Genomic DNA, 25,392 nt, shown 5'->3' with positions numbered 1-25,392 from the left:
AACACCTCCTTCATACAGGCTTGTTTTATCCTTATGCAATACCCATGCGCTGAACGGTTTTTGCAATAATCTCTGCAGCCTTTAAAACCTGATCTTCTGTATTATATAACCCAAAGCTAATTCTAATCGAGCTTTTTGCTTGCTCACTCTCTGCACCATAAAGGGCCGTCAATACATGAGAAGGTTCAACAGATCCCGCTGTGCACGCTGACCCACTCGATACTGATACACCGTTGAGATCAAGAGCTGTGAGTAAGGATTCCACATTAACACCCGGAAAATGCACATTGATGAGACTGGCTAACGTGTGCTCCGTTGAACCATTAATAGAAAACTGTACATTCGCATCCGTCAAGGCATCGATAAGCACTTGCCGCAAACGATGATACTGCTCCACCTTTTCCTCTCTACCTTGAACCGCCAATACTAAAGCGTGTTGCAGGCCGACAATCCCCGGTACATTATGCGTCCCACCACGGCGCTTTCTTTCCTGCTCTCCCCCATGCTGATAGGGGAGTAGTGGAACAGCTTCTCTTACATAAAGAAAGCCAATGCCTTTCGGTCCGTTGATTTTGTGTGCAGTCATGGAGAGTAAATCAACTTTAAGCGCATCTACATCCATCGCCATCGTACCAAAAGCTTGAACCGCATCGGTATGAAAAACAATGCCTGTCCCTTCTAACAATGCTCCGATTTCTTCAATAGGCTGTAGCGTGCCGACCTCATTATTGGCAGTCATTACAGTGACAAGAATGGTGTCCTTTCGAAGTGCTGCCTTAACATCTTCAACAGCAAGCCGTCCTGTTTGGTCAACATCAAGATAGGTGACATCAAAGCCTTGCTTCTCCAAAAATTTGCAGGTATTTAGCACCGCATGATGTTCAACTTTTGTTGTGATAATGTGTCTGCCCTTTTCTTTCTGAGCAAAAGCTGTGCCCATGATCGCCATATTATCCGCCTCTGTACCACCGCTGGTAAAAACAATATCCTTTGCATTTGCCCCAATCATTCGAGCAATGTCACTTCGGGCATCATCGATGATTTTACGCGCCTCGCGCCCATGATAGTGAATGCTCGACGGATTGCCATATACCTCTTCAAATATTGGACGCATCGCCTCTACCACCTTTGGATGAACCGGGGTGGTTGCGGCATGGTCCAGATAGATGTGTTCCACATTGCCCACTTCCTAAATCATTTTTAAATGTAAAACATATACGGATCTTGTGTATGATCATCTTTATCAAAGCTAATTAAATCCGCAAGCGTCGTATTATCTAAAACCCCTTTAACCGCATCACGAATCTTAATCCAGAGCTCACGCTTCGCTGGATCATCATCATCCATAATTTCTACTGGTCGGATGGGACCTTCAAGCACCCGAATGATGTCTGCGGTCGTAATTTCATGAGGCTCACTCGCTAAAACATAGCCTCCATAAGCACCGCGAATACTGTTCACTAATCCCGCATTTCTGAGTGGCGCAATCAGTTGTTCCAAATAATGTTCTGACAAATTATGTTTTTCTGCAATCACTTTAAGTGCCAAAGGACCCTTACCATAATGCTCAGCGAGGGCCATCATGATGGTGAGTCCGTATCTTCCCTTTGTTGAAATCTTCAAAGAAAGTACCCCCTTCAAATATCATCTTGACTAAAGCTTGTGAAAAATGGGAAGACGTTTTCCCACAATTGTACCAATGGTTAATTCAAACAGACGGTGTCGCTGGAAACAACACCTCTCTACAGCCAGCCTAAAGTTGAACACACCCGCCTCCATAATTCCCCAAACGTTAAAGTGCTTCTATCCCGCCAATCGACTCGATAAAACATAAACTGCCACGGCGTTTTCACTCCACGATCTGTTGCAATGTCTATTGCAGGTACCACGCAATAACATTCCCCATTTTAATAATAAATCATTTAGCGTTTGAAGGACAGCCATAAAAAGATCAGCGCAGCCACTCGCTAAACTCTTATTGGGCCAGCTTTTGCTCATACCTCTTGTTCATTGCGTATTGAACGAATTGCCATGTCCCGACAGTTAATAACGAAACGCTTCTAAAAAACACACTGAAGGAACCCGAGGTGTTATTAGGTTGGCATAAATGATCAAAGCCAATCCCAAAGCCATGATGATCAAGCCGATTAAAAAAGATGAAAGTGACAGCTATACATTTATGGTTGCCATATCGTCATGACACACCTTCCGTCAGAGGGTGTAAACATGATCAAATCGCTAAAAATTGCTATGACCTCATGGTGAACTGACCTTCCCTGTTTTTAAACCTATCAAATGACTCCATATTATGTACGATTTCTATTTGTATAGAAATTTAGCACAACTAGTATAACATGAATGCTTACCTTTGGGTATGCGAGCAAAGCTAAGCAAACTGAATCATCATTCTACTTAATGTTATAATAGGATGAATAACTCTAGTGATTCAGTATGAAGAATGAATCGCCTTCATTGACAGAACCACCGTCAGAAAGGACGAGCAATTATGGATCTATTTGACTACTCTAATGAGAAAAGACAGGCTGGAGCACCACTTGCTACGCGAATGCGCCCGAGAACCTTGGATGAATTTATCGGTCAAGATGCGATTGTTGGTGAAGGTCGCCTGCTTCGCCGTGCCATTCAAGCGGATCAATTAACTGCAATGATCTTTTTTGGACCGCCTGGAACAGGGAAGACAACACTTGCCAGAATCATTGCCAATACGACCTCGGCCTACTTTCAACAAATCAACGCAGTGACTTCAGGGGTTAATGATATACGCAGCATCACGTCAGCTGCACAAGAACGCTTAAAATTCGAGGAGCAAAAAACGGTGGCCTTTATCGATGAAATTCATCGATTTAATAAAAGCCAACAAGATGCCCTGCTTCCTTTTGTAGAAGATGGAACCATCATATTAATCGGGGCAACAACCGAAAGTCCCATGTTCGAAATTAATCCTGCGCTGCTCTCACGGTCACGCTTATTTCGTTTTGAGTCTTTAACTGATGACGACATTCAAGCTATCTTACAACAGGCCCTATCCGATAAAGAACGGGGCTATGGCAATTATCCTGTTAAAATTGATGATGATGCCCTCGCACACTTAGTTGATGTGGCAAATGGCGATGCGCGTACAGCCCTCCATGCTCTAGAATTAGCCGTTTTAACGACACCGCCCAACAATACGGGGAAGATTCACGTCACTCTTGCAGAGGCCGAAGAATCCATCCAAGAGCGTGTATTACAATATGATAAATCTGGAGATAACCATTATGATACAGTCTCAGCCTTTATTAAAAGCATGCGCGGCTCTGACCCTGACGCCACACTATATTGGCTGGCGAAAATGATCACCGCTGGCGAAGACCCACGATTCATTGCCAGACGCATTTATGTTCACGCAGCGGAAGATGTCGGTTTATCAGATCCCAACGCCTTACTCGTCGCTCAAGCGGCCGCCTATGCAGTCGATTTTCTAGGCATGCCAGAAGCCCGCATTCCTTTGGCGGAGGCCGCACTTTATATCGCAACTGCACCGAAATCCAATCGCGTGATCCTAGGGATAGATGCCGCCCTAGAGGCCGTTAAAAAGGAACGTACGGGTCAAGTGCCTATTCATCTCAGGGATGCCCATTATAAAGGAGCCAAGCAGTTGGGACACGGGATCGATTATCAGTATCCCCATGATGCACCTGATGGCTTTGTTGATCAACAGTACTTACCCGATCATTTACTTGGCCGTCAATTTTATACACCTTCACCACGTGGGCATGAAAAGACCATTCAAAAACGACTCGATTATTGGTTATCGCGAAAGAAAAAGTAAGTCGCTATTTCCAATAATATCAAGCCTTTTCAGTAGATATATAGAAAAATTAGAGTTGCTTTGTATAATTCCATCACATTTTGTCTATCCTTTCTATTAAGCAATTTATCTTAAGGAGAGGTATATACATGACAAAAGTAAGACAAGATGCATGGAGCCATGAAGATGATTTATTACTAGCTGAAACCGTATTAAGACATGTGCGCGAAGGTAGCACTCAATTAGATGCCTTTGAAGAAGTGGGTGACAAATTAAATCGGACAGGAGCCGCTTGCGGTTTTCGTTGGAATGCTATCGTACGGAAAAAGTATGAGAAAGCCGTAGAGTTAGCTAAAAAGCAACGAAAGCAGTTAAAAAGAGCACAGCAAAAGCGGCCGATCCAAAACTGGCAACCAAGCTATCGAGACCAACAGGCCCAATCACTCGACTTACCTCCTGTTATCTCTGAGCAAGGTGACAGCCCTCAGCTCACACTTAATGAAGTCATCCAATTTCTACAAAACTTACAAACTAATGATTCTGAAGGCATGCGATTACGTACAGAAAATGAAAGCCTTTGGAAGAAAAATGAAGAATTAGAGCAAAAGGTCAAACAGCAAGAAAAAGAAATTGAAAAGCTTAAGGAAAATCATCAAACCATCGAAGAGGATTATCAATCTCTTATTAGTATCATGGATCGTGCAAGACGCATGGTGATGCTGGCCGATGAAGCGGATTCCCATGGACCAGCCTTCAAGATGGATAAAAACGGAAACCTTGAAAAACTCGCTAAGTAACGCGGGAAGGTAAGCTTAGTCTGCAGTGAGCAGCGCCTGCTTTTACTAAAGCATTGTCGCAAAAGACTTTTTCCGTTAATACAATATGACTAAAAAACGAGCCACTCAACGGCCCGTTTTTTTATACTATCAGAATGTATAATTTCGCTGACGCTCCAAAGAAAGAGAGTATAAGTGTAACTTTGGCTTTCGCCTTCTAAGGCTTGGCGGCAACTTAAGTGTGTGATTTGCAAAAATCACATCAGGAGTACCAGCGAAGTGGTGCAAGCCAAGTTTTCTAATTAAACATAAAACAAGAGTCCCAATTGTGCCGTATAGAACCCGAGTTTTGAACCCGCTCTTCGCAGGTGGGTGCCCTGCCTTATCTCTCATGCGTCCACATCTAGCTGAGGCATGCAATCCAGATAAAAACCAACAGGCTCCCTTTTCAATCATGTTCGGTCAAAACATGTGGTTTTTTACGTACACTTCAGGACTCTTTTTTGATTAGTGTTATTCTAACATAGGCTTCCGTCCGACTTCAAGGCAATGCGCCTGTAGGAATGAAACCCTTTATTCCACTCTCTCATTTTCACGAAGCAATTGAATATGCAATTGATCCAGTTGCTTCTCATCCACCGGCGATGGTGCTTGGGTCAACAAACAAGAGGCATTGGCCGTTTTCGGGAAGGCAATGGTTTCTCTAAGATTGGTTCGACCAGCAAGGATCATGACAATCCGATCAATCCCTAACGCTACACCGCCATGAGGAGGCGCACCATATTCAAAAGCTTCCATTAAGAAGCCAAATTGAGCTTCTGCTTGTTCTTTAGAAAATCCTAGCAGCTTAAACATTTTCTCCTGGAATTCTCTCTTATGAATCCGCTGTGAGCCACTGCCTAGTTCATAGCCATTAAGCACAAGGTCATAAGCTTGAGCACGTACAGCGCCTGGATCAGTCTCTAACTTATCAATGTCTTCAACCATTGGCATCGTGAAAGGATGATGTTCTGCAACATATCGCGCTTCATCCTCATCCCACGCAAAAAGCGGAAATTCAGTGATCCATAAAAAGTTAAGCTGAGCTTCATCTATAAGGTCAAGTTCCTTACCGAGCTTTAATCGAAGAGCACCTAAACTATCGGCTACCACCTGTGGCTTGTCAGCAACAAAGAGAAGAAGGTCTCCGTCTTTTGCGTTTGTCGCCTTGAGCAGCTCTCCTGCAGTTTCCGCCTCAAAGAACTTCGCAATCGGTCCCTTAGGCTCACCATTTTCAATTTTTAACCAAGCTAAGCCTTTGGCACCATAACGGTTGACAAAGTCAGTCAATGTATCAATATTCTTTCTGGAATAGTTTTCCGCTTGTCCTTCCACATTAATCGCTTTAACCTGTCCACCATTTGCCACCGTATCGCTAAACACCTTAAAGCCGCTGTTTTCAACAATAGCCGACACATCGATCAATTCTAAGCCAAAACGGGTATCCGGCTTATCGCTGCCATAGCGCGCCATAGCTTCAGCATAAGTTAAGCGCGGGAACGGGCCTGAGATTGTCGTTCCCCGTACTTTATCTACAACATGAATCATCATCTCTTCAATCATCGCAAGGAAAGCTTCACGTTCGAAAAAAGAGACTTCAATATCGACCTGAGTAAATTCTGGCTGACGATCCGCACGCAGGTCTTCATCACGAAAACAGCGAACGATTTGGAAATATTTTTCCATACCTCCCACCATCAATAATTGCTTAAAGATTTGGGGGGACTGTGGCAATGCATAAAATTCACCTGGATGGACGCGACTAGGTACAAGATAGTCACGCGCACCTTCAGGAGTACTCTTAGTTAAGATCGGGGTTTCCACCTCTAAGAAATCCTTATCCTCTAGAAAACGCCGAATGGCTTTAGACGTTTCATGTCTGATTTTAAATGTATTTTGCATGACAGGACGACGCAAATCAAGATAACGATATTTAAGACGTACCTCTTCAGAGACCTCTGCATCATCATCTATGGAAAACGGCGGAGTTTTGGATTCATTTAAAATATGAAGGGTCTCCACCTTAACCTCTATATGACCTGTTTGAATTTTATCGTTAATGGCATTTTCTGCCCGAGCGATAACCTCGCCTGTTACCTCAACAACAAATTCGTTACGTACCCTTTCTGCTGTTGTAAATGCATCTTTCGACCCTTCAGGATCAAAGACGATTTGAACAATCCCTGAGCGATCACGCATATCGATAAAAATCAAGCCACCCAAATCCCGTCGTCTTTGGACCCAGCCTTGTAGTGTAATGATTTGTCCGATATGTTCAGTTGTCAACGCTCCACATGGTATTCTCACTGTCATCATTAGCCCTCCTGCTGATCAACGATCGATTTGATATAACTTGGCAAATCACTAAAAGCGACAGCCTGCTGTTCACCTGATGCCATGTTTTTGACATTGATCACAGCCTTTTCTAACTCCTCATCCCCTAAAACCGCAACGGTTTTTGCTCCAAAGCGATCCGCTTGCTTGAATTGCCCCTTTGTTTTGCGATGCATGTAATCTTTATCCGCTGTAATCCCAGCTTGTCTGAGCTTAAATAAAAGCTCTGCTGCTTTTCCTTCAGCCGCTTCCCCAATCGTCACGATATAACAATGCAGAGGGTTGGCTATTTCTGGTTCAACCCCTTCAGCATTAAGTGCTAGAAGTAAGCGTTCAAAGCTCAAGGCAAAGCCGATTCCCGATGTTTCAGGACCACCAAGCTCATGGACTAAGCCGCCATAGCGCCCTCCGCCACACAGGGTTGTGATCGCTCCGAAATCTGCACCCATAATTTCAAAGGTTGTGTGGTTATAATAATCTAAGCCACGCACAAGTGTAGGATCAACTTCATAAGTTACACCCATTTGATCCAGCGTTTGTTTCACATCCGTGAAATACTTTGCGGACGCCTCATTTAAGTACTCCAATATAGATGGTGCTGTCGCCATGAGCGGATGATCTCTATCGACCTTACAATCTAGAATGCGCAACGGATTTTTTTGCAAACGATTTTGGCAATCAGTGCAAAACTCATGAATGGATGGCTCAAAATGACGGATGAGCGCCTCACGATGTGCCTTGCGGCTTTCTATATCTCCCAGGCTGTTAATGACCAATTTTAGCTTAGTTAAACCGAAGCTCTTATAATAGGACATCGCAAGGGCAATCACTTCCGCATCAAGCGTTGGGTCCTCAGTTCCGATGGCTTCGACACCAAACTGTGTCAGCTGTCTCGTTCTTCCAGCCTGTGGCCGCTCATAACGGAACATCTCACCGATATAGTAGAGCTTAACAGGTTGATTTGCCCAGCCATGCATTTTATTCTCCACATATGACCTGACAACTGGAGCTGTACCTTCTGGCCTTAACGTTAAGCTTCGATCGCCTCTATCCTTAAATGTGTACATTTCTTTTTGAACAATATCTGTCGTTTCACCAACCCCCCGTTGAAAGAGGTCTGTTGATTCAAACATAGGTGTTTTGATTTCATCGTAGCGATACAGCTTACAAAGCTGTCTTGCCTTTTCAACCATCCATTGCCATTTCGGAGAGGCGTCCGGTAGAATGTCTTGTGTTCCTCTTGGTATTTGTATGGTCATATCGTTCCCTCCTCATCAGTCCTGTGCTTCAAGCCAATAGGGTCCTTAAAATAGAAAAAGTCCCTTATCCACATCCAATGACGTGAATAAGGGACGAGTTTACCCGTGGTGCCACCCTTTTTGAAGCAACGATCTAAAAAATTAAAGCTTCCGCTTACGCCAGTTAACGCCTTGGTTACGGTCCTCTCTACTGACTTAAGGCTTCTGGCTCTTAAGCGTTCGAGAAGACACCTCGGAAGTGTCATTCATTACGTGCTTTGCAGAAACGCTTCCAGCCATGGCGTTCCTTCTCTATTCAAAGCGCTGCATAATTACTTGTCTTCCTCATCGGTTATCTTTAATGCTTTAATTAGCTTGCAATAAGCATACGGAGTCCACTGCAATTTGTCAAGTATCATTTAAACAGCATGAAAGAATCTTTAAGACGCTTACCCTTAGCCTCGGGATAAGCTCCTTTTTAGAGTCTGCACGCTTTGACGATCCGCAAAAAGTGGATGAGTCAATACATCTTGTATATCCAATCTTTTTTCTTGATGGTCAAAGTTAATCTGTTGTCGATTTTCTTGCTTTTGTGAGACACGCATAAATCTCCCGTCCTTTCCTATGTCTATACATAGGTTAGCCGGAAGTCTATTTCTCTATACCTTTTAAAAAGCCTTGCTTTCGACGATTAAAGTCACTGGTCCATCGTTGACAAGTTGTACGGCCATATCTGCCCCAAAGACTCCTGTTTTAACAGTAAATCCAGCTGCGCGCAATGCATCATTAAAGCGCTCATATAAGGGCTCTGCTTCACTTGGCATTGCCGCATCAACAAAACTGGGTCGGCGTCCTCGGCGAACATCTCCATATAGTGTGAATTGGGAGACTGAAAGTAAGTCTGCTCCAACATCACTCGCAGAGAGATTCATCTTTTGATCATCGTCTTCAAAGATTCTGAGCCCTGCAATCTTATTTGCCACATAAGTCACATCTTCGTCAGTATCCCCTTTTTTTATACCAACCAAAAGCAAAAGGCCGGCCCCAATTTCACCGACGGTCTCATTCCCTACAACCACTTCAGCATGACTTACGCGTTGCACCACTACTCGCACGCATCCAACCTTCCCTTCCTCAGCTAATCCATAACACGTCTTACCGCATAGACATCTGTAATCCGCTTAATCCGCTCAACCACTGTTTTAAGATGACTGACATTATGAATAGCAATCTTCATATCGATGAGTGCCACTTTGTTTTTGTCTGCTTTTCCTGAAACGGCGTTAATCTGTGTTTTCGTTTCAGAAACAGCTTGTAGCACTTCATTTAATAATCCATTGCGGTCATACCCAGTAATCTCAATATCCACATTGTAATTTTTTGTTTCTTCCTTTGGTGCCTCCCACTCCACATCAAGCAAGCGGGCTTGATCGACATTTAGGTTTGGACAATTCCGTCTATGAATAGACACCCCGCGTCCTTTAGTGATGTAGCCGACAATATCATCACCAGGTACAGGATTGCAGCATTTTGACAGGCGAATCATTAAATTATCGACGCCTTTAACGCGGACGCCCGTTTCCGTCTTGCGTCTTGGTGTGTAGGTTTTCACATCAGGAAACGCATTAAGCAATTGTTCAGCATCTGTCGATTTTCTCATTTTTTCAGTGAGACGTGTGACGACTTGCTTTGACGTAATACCATTATAGCCAACAGCGGCAAAAATCTCTTCATCAGTAGAAAAATTAAATTTTTTAGCGACATTGTCGATGTTCTCTTCTGTAAGCAGCTCTTTAGGATCAAAACCTTGGCTTTTGAGTTCCTTTTCAACAAGCTCTCTTCCCTTTGCAACATTTTCATCACGTCGCTGTTTTTTAAACCACTGACGAATTTTATTCTTAGCATGAGAGCTTTGCGCCATTTTAAGCCAGTCTTGACTCGGACCGTAGGAATGCTTAGAGGTCATCATATCGACAATATCACCGGTTTGTAAATGATAGTCAAGCGGGACTATCTTTCCATTCACCTTGGCGCCAACAGTCTTGTTGCCGATCTCTGTGTGAATACGATAGGCAAAATCAATCGGCACTGACCCTCTAGGCAATTCAATGACATCGCCCTTAGGTGTAAATACAAATACCGTATCCGAAAATAGATCCGCCTTTAAAGATTCGATGAACTCTTTGGCGTCCTCTGCATCATTCTGCCATTCTAAAATCTCTCGAAACCAAGCGAGCTTATCCTCAAACTTATTATTGACGTTCTTTTGCTTGCCCTCTTTGTAAGCCCAGTGAGCCGCGATACCATACTCAGCAACCTTGTGCATATCTTCCGTTCGAATCTGCACTTCCAATGGATCACCCTTAGGCCCGATAACAGTCGTGTGTAAGGATTGATACATATTGGCCTTAGGCATAGCAATATAGTCCTTAAAACGACCGGGCATCGGCTTCCATTGCGTGTGGATAATCCCTAATACGGCATAACAGTCCTTAATGCTTTTCACAATAATGCGTACGGCTAAGAGATCGTAAATCTCATTAAACTGTTTATTTTGATAAGCCATTTTCCGATAGATACTATAGATGTGCTTAGGTCTTCCAGAAATATCAGCCTCTATGTTTAATTGATTAAGCGTGTCTTGAATTTTATCAATGACCTCAGAGATGTACTCTTCACGATCATTGCGCTTCCGCTTCATAAGATTGACAATTCGATAGTATTGCTGCGGATTTAAAAAGCGTAAAGAAATATCCTCTAGCTCCCATTTGATCGCCGATATCCCTAAGCGATTAGCTAACGGGGCAAAGATTTCCAGTGTTTCATTTGCTTTTTGCACTTGCTTTTCTGCAGACATGAATTTTAAAGTGCGCATGTTATGCAGGCGATCGGCGAGCTTGATCAACACACATCGAATATCCTGTGCCATGGCAACAAACATTTTGCGATGATTCTCTGCTTGTTGATCTTCTTTGGATTTGAATTCAAAGTGACGAAGCTTTGTGACGCCATCAACGAGTCTTGCCACCTCTTCACCAAAGCACTCCGTAATATCCTCTAATGTCACATCCGTGTCTTCAACAACATCATGTAACAAGCCACCGATGATCGTTGTTGCATCCATTTCCAAATCAACGAGAATGCCTGCAACCTCAACAGGATGGATGATGTATGGGTCACCTGATTTTCGCAGTTGCCCACTGTGAGAGTCTTCAGCATATTGATAAGCAGACTTGATGTTATTTACCTCTGCGCTGCTAAGATAGCGGGCAGCTTTCTCTAAAAGATCATTAATCGTCATTAAACCCATCACCTTAAATAACTATATTGATACTATTATCATGAATATTAGCGAACATGTAAAGTCGGAAATGAAAAAATGTCGAGATTTGCTAAAAAATTAACGTTTAATCCCATTATGGCCAAAAAATTTGCCTCTATCTTGGAAACCAAGGTTTTTTATGGAAAGAAAAAAGAGCGCTCAGCTTCGAGCAACCCTCCGTCTTGTCTTAATATTGCATCAGCGTAAAAATGTCATAGTCCTTCAACTTTTCTCTGCCATTAAGATACGCCAATTCGATCATAAATGCAAGCCCAACAACATCGCCACCTAGCTGCTCAACCAATTTTATCGTTGCATCGATCGTTCCACCAGTGGCTAACAGATCATCCATAATGACGACCTTTTGTCCAGGCGTAATGCTGTCTTTATGAATGGTCAGCGCATCATTCCCATATTCCAAACCATAATCAACCTTGATGACTTCACGAGGCAGCTTACCGTTTTTTCTTACAGGAACGAAGCCTAGTTCAAGAGAATAGGCGACAGGGCAACCGACAATAAAACCGCGCGCTTCAGGGCCAACGATAATATCAGCATCCTTCTTCTTGACATAGGCAGCCATCTCATCCATTGCTTGCTTATACACTTTGCCATTTTGCATTAAAGGAGTGATATCCTTAAAGCGAATTCCTTCCTTTGGAAAATCTTCAATAATCTTAATGTGATCTTTAAAATCCATCTTAAACAAAGGCCTCCTCAGCGGGTGTCAAATCATGATTAAATTGATTAAACCATTTTTTTAATTCTCTTTTTGGAGAATAGCAAAAGAGTTCTTCTATTTTAGAGAGCTCCTGTCTCTGAACATATAAGTGCGATTCTGTTAAAGACTTTTTATTAGGATTAATCGATATCTGGACAATGTCCTTCTCTATTGTAGCAAAATCCAATTCAAAAAACACTTCAAACATAAATTTTACAAGCTCCTGACTCCAGCCCTTATGTTTGGGAATGGCTTGTAAAGCTTGTGCATAACTCAATTGCTTTTTCTTAAAAAGAAAGGCATAAAGCCATTTAAATTGCTCTCTTGTCGGAAAGCTTGTAAAAAAGTGCTCACTATTTTGGTAGAAAACCACGTAGATGCGCTCTGGAAATGTCTCACGTTGTTCAAACACTGCCGCGAGCTCATCACGAGTAGTAGGGAGATCTAAAAGAACCAAATATGGTGCTTCTGTTTTCTTTGCCGCATTTACGCCCACCTCATTGCTAAGTGTCTGCAGTTGCAAGGCCTGCAACGTCTCCTCGCGAAAACATATCAGGCGACGCTGCGCCGTTGGTATAGATGCTAAATGAGCTGCCAATGCCTGAGGATTTCCTCTGTAATCAAAGAGCTGCCATTGAGGAACTTGAATATCCTTAATCATCAGTTGAGGTTTTCTATACCCATTCCACTCATTAATCGCTAATTCTCCCACGATTGACAAACGTGCATCAGGTGTAATTTGATGATACAAATCACCGATTCTAAAGCCAATCGCATCAAGCGTCTCCTCATCCTTTGTTAGGACAAATTTCAAATGATCTTTATTGCTGCCAATCTGCTTTATCGAAGCAATCGTCAGATTTTTAAATAAAAATTGCGGTTTCGGATTTCCCACTCCATATGGGGCTAAGCGCTGCAGATCTTCAATAGCCTCAAGCGATAGCTCCTCCAGAGCGTAGACATGATCAATGAGCGTTCGTGGCGTCAGCACTTCCGGTGTTAGCAGCGTCTTTCCATAGACATTTAACTGCTCGCGCAAAGCTGCGATATCATCGTGATGAATGGACATTCCAGCTGCCATCGGATGCCCGCCAAAATGAGGCAGTAGCGTTTTACATGTGGTGAGCGCCTGATAGATATCAAATCCTTCTATGCTTCTTGCTGAGCCCTTCGCCATTCCTGTATCTGAATCCACGGCAAATACAATGGCTGGACGATAATAAGCTTCAACTAATCGCGAGGCAACGATGCCAATGACTCCTTCATGCCAATCTTCGCCCGCTACAACGATGACATCTCGAAGCTCTTCTGGCATGAGGGCAACCTTTGCCATTGCTTCCTCCGCCATCTCCTCTACCAATTGCTTGCGTTCATTATTGTAATCATCAAGCATCTCTGCTAGCTGCTCAGCCTCATCTGCCGAATCCGCAAGCATCAATTCAATAGCCGGCCGCGCATGATCCATTCGTCCTGCCGCATTAATGCGTGGACCGATGCCAAAGCCGATATCATCTTCGGTTATTCGTTGAGGCTGCTTATCTGCTACCTTTAATAAAGCAAGGATCCCATGTCTTGGATAACTAGCAATTCTTTGTAATCCTTTAATCGCAAATAAGCGATTTTCATCCACAAGGGGAACAAGATCAGATATGGTTCCTACCGCAACTAAATCTAACAATGGCTCTGGGACTTCACCCAGCAATGCATGGATAAGCTTAAAAGCCACACCAACCCCTGCCAACCCTTTAAAAGGATAAGGGCAGCCCGGTTTTTTAGGATTAATAATGATACTCGCCTCAGGTAATTCTGCAGGCGGTTCATGGTGATCCGTCACGATCACTTCAAGCCCCATCGCACGTGCTGCCGCTATCGGTTCTATTGCAGCAATGCCTGTATCAACAGTGATGATCAGCGTTATCCCTTGCTCCTTCGCTTTCTCAAACGCAGGGCTATTAGGCCCGTAGCCTTCGGTAAACCGATGAGGAACATAGTAATCTACATTTGCCCCTAATTGTCTTAAACCGAGAACCATGACAGAGGTGCTACTAACACCATCGGCATCATAGTCACCAAATACGAGAATTTTCTCTTGATTCTCAACTGCCCTTTGGATACGCTCCACAGCTTCTGCCATGCCATCGAGTTGAAAGGGTGAATGAAAAGGCATCTTGTCTATATTAAGAAAGTCGCGTGCCTCTTCAGCTGTCCGGAAGCCACGATTAAAGAGCAGGGCTGCAAGAATCGGTGAAATCGCTAAAGATTTAGAAATATTTTCAATCTCTTGCTCCGATTCTTCCCTCAACTCCCAGCGCATTTTTGCTTTTAGCATAGTGATACTCCCTCATTCCTAGTTAAATTGCTCACTGTGAATCATTCTTCTGATCCACCCTTGCGTCTATCTCTCTATCCAAAGCTTCAGTAGTGTTTGCCATTTCTTGGTTGGATTCAAGCTCGGTGTACTCATGCAGACGCTTAGTCAATCTGTTCACGGTGCGCTGGAGCTTATACACTCTCACCAAGCCTAATGATCCGACGATGAGTGCGCCCATTAAAACAGAGCCTAAAATCACAAGAATGAGCGGCCACTTCGCATGTCCAAATAAATAATTGACCGTCACTGGATCAACATTGATCACAGAAAAGATGGCAATAATTAAAGCAAATACAAGTCCCAAAATGAGACCCCACTGTCCTTTCACTATCAACACTCCTTAAAAAGTGAAGAAGGCGAGCACACGTCGAATCCGCATGCCCGCCCCCATCCGTTATTTTTATTATGACTGTTGCGGTTGAACCTTCTTTTTCTTGTTTTGCTTTTCAATATGGCGATACTTTAACACTGCCCACAGTGGTGAGGCAATAAAAATTGAAGAATAGGTTCCGGCAATAAGTCCGATAAACATCGCAATCGTAAATGTGCGGATGGATGGACTGCCAAAGATTAAAAGAGCAATGACGGGGAGTAAAACCGTAAGTACCGTATTAATTGAACGAACAATGGTTTGCTGAATACTTTTATTGACGATTTCCTTCAATTCATCAAAACTGCGAATCTTCTTATGCCGTTTCATATTTTCGCGAATCCGGTCAAAGGTAACGATGGTATCGTTAATCGAATACCCGATGATCGTCAGCACCGCAGCGATAAAGACAATGTTTATCTCAATATGCAGCAGGCTAAAGACTGTAATGATAAAGAAGGCATCATGCAGTAATGCAAGGATTGCTGTTAAGCCTTGTAAAAATTCAAAGCGAATCGTGACATAAATGATGATAAAGAGCGAAGAAATCAGCACAGCCCAGAAGGCATTTTTTGCAAGCTCCCGTCCAACAGTCGGATCGACCGTACTCACAGATGGCTTGATGCCAAATTCATCCTGCACCTTATTCTGTAGTGTGTTCACTTGTTCTTTAGTGAGCACCTCATTTAAATTCACACTTGCAAAATTGTTATTATTACCAGATAAGGTTGGTCGTTCCGGTGTATAGCCTAAATCCTCCATCACTTGTGACACTTTATTAATGGATATGGAATGGTCAGCACGAATGTCGACCCGCGTTCCACTTGAAAAATCTATACCCAAATTCATTTTGAAAACAAATAGGCTGACTATCCCTAATATGACTAAGATTGAAGATAAGGTGAAAAAGAACCGTCGCAACTTCATATAATCCATCGTTTTAAAGCTCATCGATATCACCCTTCTTCACACCAAAAACTCCTGGCTTTTTATCCAGCGCTCGGCTTTTCACCCATAGGGATAAAAAGAGTCGGGAACCAAACACTGAAGTTATAAACGTAATTACAATGCTGACAATCAACATGACTGCAAAGCCCTTAACCGAGCTGTTTCCATAAATGAACATGACGGCTGCAGCAATGAGCGTGGTCAAGTTGGCATCTAATATCGTGCCAAAGGAGCGCTTGTTTCCCGCTCTATAAGCAGACAGCACAGACTTTCCTGAACGCAGCTCATCCTTAATCCGCTCTAAGGTAATGATATTGGCATCCACGGCCATCCCTACCCCAAGTATGAGGGCGGCAATCCCTGGCAAAGTAAGAACAGCTTCTAAGCCGACAAAAACGGCTATGACAAGCCATAAGTATACGCACAACGACACTACTGCGATAAACCCGCCAAAGCGATAGAACAAAAGCATGAATAAGAAGATAGCTGCGATACCAATGGCACCAGCAGTCAGGGTATCCTTCATGGCATCTTGTCCAAATTGCGCACCAACAGAATTCGAATAAATTTCTTTCATATTAACAGGCAGTGCCCCAGCATTGAGCAAATCCCGAAGATTATTGGCTTCATCAATCGAAAAATTACCAGTGATTTGTACATCCTTGCTATCAATTTCTTTTTGAACAGCAGGAGCTGAAATGAACTCAGGGTCTGGCTTTGACTTAGTGATCTCATCATTATAAGTCAATCCCTTATGCCAATCGAGCCAAATGACCAATTTATTATCTGGATCACCCTTCGCCGCGATGGTTTTGGTCACCTTTGCGAACTTATCTGCATCCTTCAGCTGCATGGTGATCATCGGCTGATTGGTTTGATCAAAGCCAACCTTTGCGCTGCCTGGCTTTAAGTCAGATCCATCAAGCATTTTCTTATTATCGACATCCCTAAAGCTCAGCTTAGCTGTAGTTGATAAAAGCTCTCGAGCCTTTTTTTGATCTTTAACCCCAGCTAATTGGACGCGAATATGATTTTTGCCTTCAATCGTTACGTTGGGCTCACTGACACCCAGTGTATTAATTCGGCGATTGATGGCAGAAACCGCATCATGTAATGTATCACTTGTTACCTTATCCCCTTTATTAATCGGAGATACTTGATATAACACTTCGAAGCCACCTTGGAGATCAAGGCCAAGCTTTATATTATGTATCAATGGTTTTGCTGTTGCGGCGATCAGCCCAGCGAGTATAACTACGATGACAAAAAAGGATACGATCCTCCCCTTTTTAACCATGATCGCTCCTTACCCCCTTCACATTAACCTTCGATTCTTTTCAAATCAACATTCATTCTAATGAAAGCAATACCACCATTATAGCCAGTCCTAATTTTTCCTGTCAAACAGACCATTAACATTCTAACATATCCCGATGTGAAATCGAAGGTCTATCCCTTAAGTAAACCTATAATAATTCTTGAGTCATTGTTAATAAATCCTCGCCTTGGAACATCTCTAGTCGGATTTTGTTCATATAATCATTGACGGAAACACTCATGATGTGACCGACAACCTCATAAAGATGCCATTCTTGTTTCTTTTGCTTCTTTCCTTCCTTTTCCATCTTTTCTTTAATAAACGCCCAAAGTTCTTTTTCTTTAATGTGTGTTAATCCTAACAAGCGAAACTCCTGTAATTTACTCTCTATGAATGGTTTCAAATCCTGCAATCGCTTGTCCCACTCACCATGCACGATTGGTTTATCCATTGTATGCACCCCACTTATGCCTTTCACATGCTTCAATTAAAGAACTAATCAATGGTTTTATCAGGCATTTAAAGAACTTCATATTCATTATCTTACCACACTCTAACCCGCAATGATAAAAACTATTTTATCTAAGCTGTGATAACTTGTCATGCTTGGCCCATAACTCCCATATACATGAGTCAGCAGGACTTTTTGCATGTGACGTGAGACTTTTTGATGAAGGATGGAGAAAACTATGCAAAGACAATCGTTCTTAAGAGGGGCATTCACCTTAATGTTCGCTGGTATGATCACAAAAATACTCGGCTTTATCAATAAGATCGTCCTTGCTCGCATCGTTGGGGATGTTGGAGTGGGACTTTATATGATGGCTTATCCTACGCTCTTATTGACTGTTACGCTGACTCAGCTGGGGCTGCCCGTAGCGATTTCAAAGCTTGTTGCCGAAGCCGCTGCTTACGGGGATCATAAAAAAATCAAACGCATTTTAACCGTTTCCTTTTTTGTTGTCGGGACATTAAGCATTATTTTTACCATTGCTTTGATGATTATTGCCCCTTTTGCTGCTCACTTATTATTCACCGATGAGCGTACACTCTACCCCCTTCTTGCGATCACACCGATCATTCCCATAGTCGGCATCGCTTCGGTTTTACGGGGATACTTTCAGGGAATGCAAAATATGAAGCCTTATGCCTACTCTCAAGTCATTGAACAAATGGTCCGGATTTCTCTCGTGGCCGCACTCGCTCAAGCCCTGCTCCCTTATGGCATTGAATACGCCGCTGGAGGTGCCATGATTTCAGGAGTTATCGGCGAATTGATCTCGCTCTTTTATATGCTTTGGTCTTTCAAGCACAAAAAACAAGTGCGCATACGACGGAACTTTTGGAGCTACTTAAATGGCGGGAAAGACACCTTCAAGCAACTCATGAATATCGCTCTGCCGACTACCGGAAGCCGTTTGATCGGATCGATTTCCTACTTTCTTGAGCCAATCGTCGTCGCTCAAAGTCTGGCTTTAGCTGGGGTGGCAACCTCTCTTGCCACCAGTCAATATGGTGAACTTGTTGGCTACGCTTTTCCCGTATTAGGGTTGGCCGGCTTTATTACACATGCCTTACATGTCTCGCTTGTCCCCACAATTAGCGAAGCCGCTGCACAAAATCGTCTTCCCACCATCTTTTTTAGATTGAATCAAGCATTAAAAATTGCCCTCATTGCTGGAGGCTTTTCAACAATTATTTGCTTGGTATTCGCGAGACCTATTATGGAGCTTATGTATCACTCTCCACATTCCGCTGTCTATATTTATGTGGTCGCACCCTTTTTCTTCTTACTTTATTTCCAATCACCACTTGCCGCCGCTCTACAAGCCCTGGATCTAGCTAAGGCAGCAATGATCAATAGTTTGATCGGCGCAGTGGTTAAAATCGCTTTCGTTTTCGTCTTAGCCTCTCGCCCAGAACTAGGTATCATGGGGGCAGCACTAGGATTTTCAGCAAGCATCGTTCTCGTCACCCTACTTCATTTTGCGACCGTGGTCAAAGCCATTCAATTCAAACTCAACACAATCATTTTCATAAAGGGTGGCATTTTATTAGTTCTTACAGGATTGACTGCAAGATTCTTCAACCATTCCCTTTTAGTAGATTGGGCACTCTTACCCAGGACACTCACCTTAATTCTCTTTGTCACTCTCATCTACACCATTCTTTTATTCGTCCTTCGCATGATTACCAAAGAAGAATTGTCTCACTTCCCCATCATTAACAAATGGGTGGCGTAAGGCCTCCCATTATTCTTTTATTAATTTTATATGAAATACTTTATTTTTATCGAGAATACAGCAGGCAATATCCTTAACCTGCCGATAGCCCAGTTCTCTAAGCTTTTGTCTCAGCCATAAAGGCGTTTTATGTAATTGCTCTAATGCCTTTTCTTGAACAATCCCATTTAAAATCAATGTCACCGGAAGAAAGGAATAGGCCATTCTTTGATTTCGGGCCTCATCCTCGTTCATTTTTTGCAATACAGAAAGCTTGCCATTCGGTTCTAAAATCGCAAACTCGACATCCGCAATATCTCTGACGTTTTTTTCTCTTAATTGCATCATCAAATCATCATAATTATAGCGTTGCTTGCGCATTTGTTTTTGATCAATTTTTCCCTCTTTGATAATTGTTGTCGGTTTTCCATCAAAAATATGCCGTAAAAAAGGCGTCTTCAACGCAATGAGTGCTAAAGCAAATTGAATAAAAAATAAAATACCAATCGGGATAACCGTTGAAACTAATGAGCGGTTTGGCTCTTCTATAGATAATACTGCAAGCTCTGCAATCATTATCGAAACGACAAAGTCAACCACGCTCAACTGACCAATCTCCCTCTTTCCCATTAAACGAAAGGTCAACAATATAATGACATACAATATCAGGGTTCTAAGTACAACAGTAATCATTATACAGTCTCCTTTCCTTGCTTAAAGATATAGTTGCGCTCTGACTTCTCCTTTGAAATAGTATCTCATCTTAGTATGAGCAAAAAATGAGCGATTATCAGGCCATTCTGCCAAGCAAGAGAGAGGTTCCACTTCTAAATCGTACGAGCCTGAATATTTATAAATTAACAGAAGTTACTTAGGAGGTGAAAATGGATGACAAAGAAAATGGTCACTGCAGCGAGCTATGGGATGGTCACTGCCTTTGCTCTTATCATTGCTGTAGCTATTGTATTAGCAACTCTTTTTAAATTTACATCATTAGATGAATTCTCTATCGGGGAACTGCCGATGTTAATTATCTCATTCTGCGCTTTATTCATTGGTGGAATCATTGCTGGAGCAAAAATGAGGGAAAAGGGGCTATTTATAGGCGCAAGCACAGGTTTTTCCTATTCACTATTGATTTATCTTATTCTTTTTTTAGGCTATGATCGCCCTTTAGGATGGGACCAATATCTGACCATCTTAGTGAATATTATTGTCACAGGCATGGGAGGCATTATCGGAGTTAACCTCAGCGGCGCATCAAAAAAACGCTGACTCTCGCATAGGATGTATAGCCATCGCTTTCCCTGGACTTCTATCTAGGGGATATAGTGTATGAGAAAGACCTTATATTTTAAATATTTTTGAAAAGGCTCACCTGACGTGCCCACTACATGAATGTTCCTCGAAAAACAACTGGCGCATACTCTCAAAACAAAGTGATAGATAGAGGGGTCTAAAAATAGAGCAACCACCCGTTCTCACGGGTGGTTTGTGATTATGAATCCTGCTCTTGTTTTTCTTCCTCTTTTGCTGGTTCTTCGTCTTTTTTAGCTTCTTTTTCATGAGGATTAACTTTCTTTTGCAAAACCTCACGAATCGCGCTGCGATCAAAAGTCAACTTCGTATTGCCATGACATTTAATCGTCACTTGGTTATCCTCAATCACTTCAACAATACCATGAAGACCACCAATGGTTGCGATTTTATCGCCCTTTTCGAGACCACTTTGCATTTCCTGTGTTTTCTTCTGTCTCTTTTGTTGAGGACGAATCAACAGAAAATAAAAGATCGCAAAAAAGATTACCAGCATGATAATTAAACCTGCTCCACCCATTCCTATCACTCCTTTATGTAGTTAAAGCCTAAGCTTTAAAAATTCTTAGCGTTTGGTTGATTAAAACCATATTGCTCAAAAAATTCATCTTTAAAATCAATGAGACGATCTTCGCGTATGGCATCACGGACACGCTCCATCAATTTTATCAAAAAATAGAGATTATGGTAAGTAGTAAGTCGAAATCCGAATGTTTCATTTGCTTTAACAAGATGTCTTATATACGCCCGACTGTATGTTTTACAAACATGACAATCACATTGCTCATCAATCGGTCTGAAATCACGCGCATATTTGGCATTGCGTATCACAAGACGTCCCGCACTTGTCATACATGTGCCATTGCGGGCGATGCGCGTTGGGAGTACACAGTCAAACATATCGATGCCACGAATCGCCCCTTCAACTAGAGCATCTGGGGAGCCTACCCCCATGAGATAACGGGGCTTATTTGTTGGAAGCAAGGGCGTTGTATATTCAAGGGCCTCGTACATTAAATCTTTTGGTTCACCAACAGAGAGTCCTCCCACTGCATAGCCAGGAAAATCTAGTGATGTCAATGCTTCCGCGCTTCGCTTACGTAAATCTTCATAAACCCCACCCTGAACAATACCAAATAGCGCTTGGCGATCTGGATGTTTATTGGCGGCTAGACAACGCTCTGCCCAGCGACTGGTACGCTCTAAGGAATCGATAAGATATTCTCTTTCAGCAGGATAAGGCGGGCACTCATCAAAAGCCATCATGATATCTGACCCTAAAGCATTTTGAATATGAATCGATTTTTCAGGGGTTAAAAACAGCTTCTCCCCATTAAGATGGTTGCGGAAATGTACCCCTTCTTCAGTGATCTCACGCAGGTCACTGAGACTGAATACCTGAAAGCCTCCAGAGTCTGTTAGAATGCCCTGATCCCAGTTCATAAACTGATGAAGGCCACCCGCTTCCTCCACAATATCTTCCCCTGGGCGCAACCAGAGGTGATACGTGTTACTTAAAATCACACCAGCGCCCATTTCCTTTAATTCTTCTGGGCTCATTGTTTTTACGGTTGCCAATGTGCCTACAGGCATAAACATTGGCGTGTCGAACGTTCCATGTGGCGTATGGAGCTTTCCTAACCGCGCACCTGATTGTTGACACACTTTAATACATTCATAGGTTACTGCTGCTGTCATCTCTGTTATTCCTTTCTAGCACAAGCATCGCATCACCAAAGCTAAAAAAACGGTAGCGTTCTTTTACAGCTTCTCTGTAAGCAGACATGAGAAATTCACGTCCAGCAAAAGCACTGACAAGCATGATTAGCGTGGATTTTGGCAGATGAAAATTGGTGATAAATCCATCGACACCTTGATAGCGATAGCCAGGATAGATAAAGATATCTGTCCATCCCGAAGAGCCTTCAAACTGTCCATTATACTTCGTCGCAATGGTTTCTAGCGTACGAATTACCGTGGTCCCTACCGCAATGACACGCCCGCCTTCTTGTCGCGTTTTATTCAGCTGCTCTGCCACTTCGTCTGGCATGCGATAAAATTCCGCATGCATATGATGGTCTTCGATAGTATCAGTTTTGACAGGGCGAAACGTTCCCAAACCCACATGAAGCGTGATAAAAGAAATATGAACGCCTTTATCCTTAAGCCTTTGCAATAATTCCTCTGTAAAATGCAGTCCGGCAGTGGGGGCTGCTGCAGAGCCCTCATGCTTGGCATAAACCGTTTGATAACGCTCGCGATCCTCAAGCTGTTCACGTATATAAGGAGGAAGAGGCATATTTCCTAATTCATCAAGAATTTCATTGAATATCCCCTCATACTCAAATCGAAAATAACGTCGCCCTTCCTCTGCCATTCGGGTACAATATGCCCTTAATTTTCCATTGCCAAAATCAACTGTTGTACCGACATTAATCCTTTTAGCGGGCTTAACCAGACATTCCCACTCGTCTTCCTCCAGTTGTTTAAGAAGTAAAACTTCCACTTTAGCACCCGTATCAGACTTGATGCCAAATAAGCGGGCGGGGAGAACCTTAGTGTCATTGAGAACTAAACTATCGCCTGGATTAAAATAATCGACAATGTCATAAAAATGCCGATGATCAATTTGCCCTTCGTTCGGATGCAGCACCATGAGTCTTGAAGCATCGCGAGCCTTTAATGGTGTTTGTGCAATTAATTCTTCAGGTAATTCAAAATCAAATAATGAAACGTCCATCCTTTACTTCACCTCAAAACAGTTAACGAAATCGGTTGACGATATAGACAATCAAGGAAAGAACAAGACTGATGACAATTGAAGTCATGATTGGAAAATAAAAAGTGGTATGCCCCTTTTTAATCACGATATCTCCAGGTAGCCGGCCAATCACATACCACAATGCTCCAAATAAAAAGAGGAGCATACCAATGAGCATCAAAAGCTTAGCCATATCCTGCATCGTCTAAACTCCTTTAATATTTAAGTGCTCATAAACCAGAGGCGTAACCATCCGACCTCTGGGTGTTCTCTGTAAAAAGCCAATTTGGAGAAGATAGGGTTCATAAACATCTTCGATGGTGTGCCTTTCTTCCCCAATCGTTGCAGCAATCGTATCTAACCCCACGGGTCCCCCGTTGAATTTATGAATAATGCTCGTTAATAATTGGTGATCAATGTGATCAAGCCCTTTTTCATCGACTTGAAGCTGTTCTAACGCTTGACGGGTCACTTCTAATTGAATGTCCCCTGTGCCCACAACCTGAGCAAAATCTCGTATTCTTCTTAAAAGTCGGTTAGCAATCCTCGGTGTCCCGCGTGAACGACTGGCAATCTCAAATGAAGCCTCATTGCCAATGCTTGTATTCAAAACTGCTGCGGTCCGAGTAACAATCGCCGCAAGCTCGTCCACCTCATAAAATTGCAGGCGCAATATCACGCCAAACCGATCCCTTAAAGGGGGAGACAAATAGCCGGCCCTTGTCGTTGCCCCAACAAGTGTAAAGGGGGGTAAATCAATACGCATCGAATGGGCGGTTTCCCCCTTACCGACAACAATATCTAAGCAAAAATCCTCCATAGCTGGATAAAGCACTTCCTCAACCGTGCGCGGCAGGCGATGAATTTCATCAATAAATAAAACATCTCCAGGCTCAAGTGCCGTTAAAATTGCTGCCAAATCACCAGGGCGTTCGATTGCTGGTCCAGACGTTGTACGAATATTGACCCCCATTTCATGAGCAATGATCATTGAAAGCGTGGTTTTCCCTAATCCAGGTGGACCATATAATAAGACGTGATCCAAAGCCTCGTTACGCTGCTTTGCTGCCTCTATAAAGATCTTAAGGTTCTCTTTCGCCTTTGATTGACCAATATAATCTTCAAGACTCTGTGGACGTATTGATGTTTCAATCTGCTCTTCGTATACATCCGCTTCCTGAGAAACCATGCGTCCTTCAGACATTAGGCTCACCCCCTAATTTTTCAGCATGAGCTTAAGCGCCGCTTTAACGTATTGTTCAGGTGTTAGATCCTGATTCTCAAGCCTTGGCATAATTTTTTTAATTTCTCGTTCAGAATATCCTAGAGCTTGAAGCGCTTGACTCGCCTCTTCCAATCCCGTATCTTCCTGCGCAGACGCTGGCTCTGAAAATAAAGAGTACTCGGTAAAAGCACCTTGGAGCTTCCCCTTTAGATCCAGGATGATCTGTCTCGCTGTTTTCTTTCCAATGCCGGGAAATTTAACAAGAAATTTCTCATCTTCATCCTCTATTGCTTGCATGACACGCTGCGGCTCTCCCGTTGCCAATATAGCAAGCGCCCCTTTTGGTCCAATGCCAGAAACGCTTAATAAATGTTTAAATAATGAGCGCTCTTCCCTTGTTTTAAAGCCATATAAATGAATGGCATCCTCACGAACGTAGTGGTATGTATAGATTATCAGTTCTTGTCCAATCGGTTGAAATGAAAATGGATTAGGACAATAGATTAGGTAACCTATTCCCTGATTTTCAATAGTAACTGACTCACTTGTCACGTGAGCAATCTTCCCCTGAATAAATTCAAACACGCCTTTTGCCTCCATCTTACCCATTATAAAATGC

At 42.9% G+C, this 25,392-nt stretch carries 22 protein-coding genes, 1 other RNA gene, 1 pseudogene and 1 other annotated feature; of the genes and pseudogenes, 4 read left to right on the top strand and 20 right to left on the bottom strand.

The window, feature by feature from the left end:
* Window positions 1–31: 31 nt before the first annotated feature.
* On the bottom strand, window positions 32–1,177 hold the full coding sequence (locus IEW82_RS10820; protein WP_188693664.1) for a cysteine desulfurase family protein: 1,146 nt from the start codon (window positions 1,175–1,177) through the stop codon (window positions 32–34).
* 23 nt (window positions 1,178–1,200) lie between these two features.
* The gene (gene cymR, locus IEW82_RS10815; protein ID WP_188693661.1) at window positions 1,201–1,623 is read right to left on the bottom strand and encodes a cysteine metabolism transcriptional regulator CymR; all 423 of its coding nucleotides are present in this window, start codon (window positions 1,621–1,623) and stop codon (window positions 1,201–1,203) included.
* An 883-nt stretch (window positions 1,624–2,506) separates the two neighbouring features.
* Between cymR and IEW82_RS10810 the strand changes: the two genes are divergently transcribed.
* Both IEW82_RS10810 and IEW82_RS10805 read left to right on the top strand, forming a co-directional pair.
* The gene (locus tag IEW82_RS10810) at window positions 2,507–3,832 is read left to right on the top strand and encodes an AAA family ATPase (protein WP_188693658.1); all 1,326 of its coding nucleotides are present in this window, start codon (window positions 2,507–2,509) and stop codon (window positions 3,830–3,832) included.
* Window positions 3,833–3,960: 128 nt separating this feature from the next.
* Window positions 3,961–4,608 carry an RsfA family transcriptional regulator gene (locus IEW82_RS10805; protein WP_188693654.1) on the top strand — a complete coding sequence of 216 codons (648 nt, stop codon included), beginning with the start codon at window positions 3,961–3,963 and terminating at the stop codon, window positions 4,606–4,608.
* 294 nt (window positions 4,609–4,902) lie between these two features.
* Here the strand turns inward: IEW82_RS10805 and ssrS are convergent.
* The 11 genes and pseudogenes from ssrS to IEW82_RS10750 all read right to left on the bottom strand — a co-directional run bounded on the left by ssrS (window position 4,903) and on the right by IEW82_RS10750 (window position 17,699).
* Window positions 4,903–5,087, bottom strand: a non-coding RNA gene (ssrS, locus tag IEW82_RS10800) — 6S RNA.
* Between the two features lie 73 nt (window positions 5,088–5,160).
* Entirely contained in the window at window positions 5,161–6,942 is a 1,782-nt protein-coding gene (gene aspS, locus IEW82_RS10795; RefSeq protein ID WP_188693651.1) for an aspartate--tRNA ligase, read from the bottom strand.
* Window positions 6,942–8,219, bottom strand: a complete 1,278-nt coding sequence (gene hisS / locus IEW82_RS10790; RefSeq protein ID WP_188693646.1) for a histidine--tRNA ligase — start codon at window positions 8,217–8,219, stop codon at window positions 6,942–6,944. The genes aspS and hisS overlap by 1 nt, the downstream gene beginning before the upstream one ends.
* 86 nt (window positions 8,220–8,305) lie before the next feature.
* Window positions 8,306–8,556, bottom strand: a binding site (T-box leader).
* A gap of 97 nt (window positions 8,557–8,653) precedes the next feature.
* Window positions 8,654–8,803, bottom strand: a complete 150-nt coding sequence (locus IEW82_RS10785; protein WP_188693644.1) for a hypothetical protein — start codon at window positions 8,801–8,803, stop codon at window positions 8,654–8,656.
* A gap of 63 nt (window positions 8,804–8,866) precedes the next feature.
* Complete coding sequence (gene dtd, locus IEW82_RS10780) at window positions 8,867–9,313, bottom strand: D-aminoacyl-tRNA deacylase (protein ID WP_188693640.1); 447 nt, start codon at window positions 9,311–9,313, stop codon at window positions 8,867–8,869.
* Window positions 9,314–9,336: 23 nt separating this feature from the next.
* On the bottom strand, window positions 9,337–11,508 hold the full coding sequence (locus tag IEW82_RS10775; protein ID WP_229672521.1) for a RelA/SpoT family protein: 2,172 nt from the start codon (window positions 11,506–11,508) through the stop codon (window positions 9,337–9,339).
* Between the two features lie 199 nt (window positions 11,509–11,707).
* The gene (locus tag IEW82_RS10770; RefSeq protein WP_188693635.1) at window positions 11,708–12,220 is read right to left on the bottom strand and encodes an adenine phosphoribosyltransferase; all 513 of its coding nucleotides are present in this window, start codon (window positions 12,218–12,220) and stop codon (window positions 11,708–11,710) included.
* A 1-nt stretch (window position 12,221) separates the two neighbouring features.
* On the bottom strand, window positions 12,222–14,570 hold the full coding sequence (gene recJ, locus IEW82_RS10765) for a single-stranded-DNA-specific exonuclease RecJ (protein WP_188693632.1): 2,349 nt from the start codon (window positions 14,568–14,570) through the stop codon (window positions 12,222–12,224).
* A 31-nt stretch (window positions 14,571–14,601) separates the two neighbouring features.
* Window positions 14,602–14,940: a LapA family protein gene (locus tag IEW82_RS10760; RefSeq protein WP_188693629.1), complete on the bottom strand. Its 339-nt coding sequence runs from the start codon at window positions 14,938–14,940 to the stop codon at window positions 14,602–14,604.
* A gap of 75 nt (window positions 14,941–15,015) precedes the next feature.
* Window positions 15,016–17,227: pseudogene (gene secDF, locus IEW82_RS10755) on the bottom strand (protein translocase subunit SecDF).
* 169 nt (window positions 17,228–17,396) lie between these two features.
* Window positions 17,397–17,699: a post-transcriptional regulator gene (locus tag IEW82_RS10750; RefSeq protein WP_188693626.1), complete on the bottom strand. Its 303-nt coding sequence runs from the start codon at window positions 17,697–17,699 to the stop codon at window positions 17,397–17,399.
* Between the two features lie 238 nt (window positions 17,700–17,937).
* On the opposite strand from IEW82_RS10750, the gene spoVB reads away from it, so the two are divergent.
* Entirely contained in the window at window positions 17,938–19,491 is a 1,554-nt protein-coding gene (gene spoVB, locus IEW82_RS10745) for a stage V sporulation protein B (RefSeq protein WP_188693624.1), read from the top strand.
* 9 nt (window positions 19,492–19,500) lie between these two features.
* On the opposite strand, the gene IEW82_RS10740 is transcribed toward spoVB, so the two are convergent.
* Window positions 19,501–20,163 carry a DUF421 domain-containing protein gene (locus IEW82_RS10740; protein ID WP_188693620.1) on the bottom strand — a complete coding sequence of 221 codons (663 nt, stop codon included), beginning with the start codon at window positions 20,161–20,163 and terminating at the stop codon, window positions 19,501–19,503.
* Between the two features lie 195 nt (window positions 20,164–20,358).
* Here IEW82_RS10740 and IEW82_RS10735 point away from each other — a divergent pair, with 195 nt between their 5' ends.
* Entirely contained in the window at window positions 20,359–20,745 is a 387-nt protein-coding gene (locus IEW82_RS10735; RefSeq protein WP_188693617.1) for a TIGR04086 family membrane protein, read from the top strand.
* 223 nt (window positions 20,746–20,968) lie between these two features.
* Here the strand turns inward: IEW82_RS10735 and yajC are convergent, their stop codons facing one another.
* From yajC to ruvA, 6 genes are read right to left on the bottom strand one after another with little or no spacing between them, the layout of a single operon-like run.
* Complete coding sequence (gene yajC / locus IEW82_RS10730; RefSeq protein WP_188693614.1) at window positions 20,969–21,307, bottom strand: preprotein translocase subunit YajC; 339 nt, start codon at window positions 21,305–21,307, stop codon at window positions 20,969–20,971.
* A gap of 35 nt (window positions 21,308–21,342) precedes the next feature.
* A complete protein-coding gene (gene tgt, locus IEW82_RS10725; RefSeq protein WP_188693609.1) occupies window positions 21,343–22,485 on the bottom strand; it encodes a tRNA guanosine(34) transglycosylase Tgt in 1,143 nt (380 codons plus the stop codon).
* Window positions 22,463–23,527, bottom strand: coding sequence for a tRNA preQ1(34) S-adenosylmethionine ribosyltransferase-isomerase QueA (gene queA, locus IEW82_RS10720; protein WP_188693607.1), 1,065 nt, complete (start codon window positions 23,525–23,527; stop codon window positions 22,463–22,465). The genes tgt and queA overlap by 23 nt, the downstream gene beginning before the upstream one ends.
* Before the next feature lie 22 nt (window positions 23,528–23,549).
* Entirely contained in the window at window positions 23,550–23,750 is a 201-nt protein-coding gene (locus IEW82_RS10715) for a DUF2905 domain-containing protein (RefSeq protein WP_188693604.1), read from the bottom strand.
* 3 nt (window positions 23,751–23,753) lie between these two features.
* Entirely contained in the window at window positions 23,754–24,737 is a 984-nt protein-coding gene (ruvB, locus tag IEW82_RS10710; RefSeq protein ID WP_373285715.1) for a Holliday junction branch migration DNA helicase RuvB, read from the bottom strand.
* 27 nt (window positions 24,738–24,764) lie between these two features.
* Window positions 24,765–25,358 (bottom strand): Holliday junction branch migration protein RuvA, encoded by a 594-nt coding sequence (ruvA, locus tag IEW82_RS10705; protein ID WP_188693597.1) that lies wholly within the window; start codon window positions 25,356–25,358, stop codon window positions 24,765–24,767.
* Between the last annotated feature and the right edge of the window lie 34 nt (window positions 25,359–25,392).

It is taken from the genome of Pullulanibacillus camelliae (assembly GCF_014642655.1).
Taxonomy (GTDB): Bacteria; Bacillota; Bacilli; order Bacillales; family Sporolactobacillaceae; genus Pullulanibacillus; species Pullulanibacillus camelliae.
The sequence above is the reverse complement of the archived record's forward strand: the minus strand, read 5'-3'. Positions and strand labels throughout refer to the sequence as shown.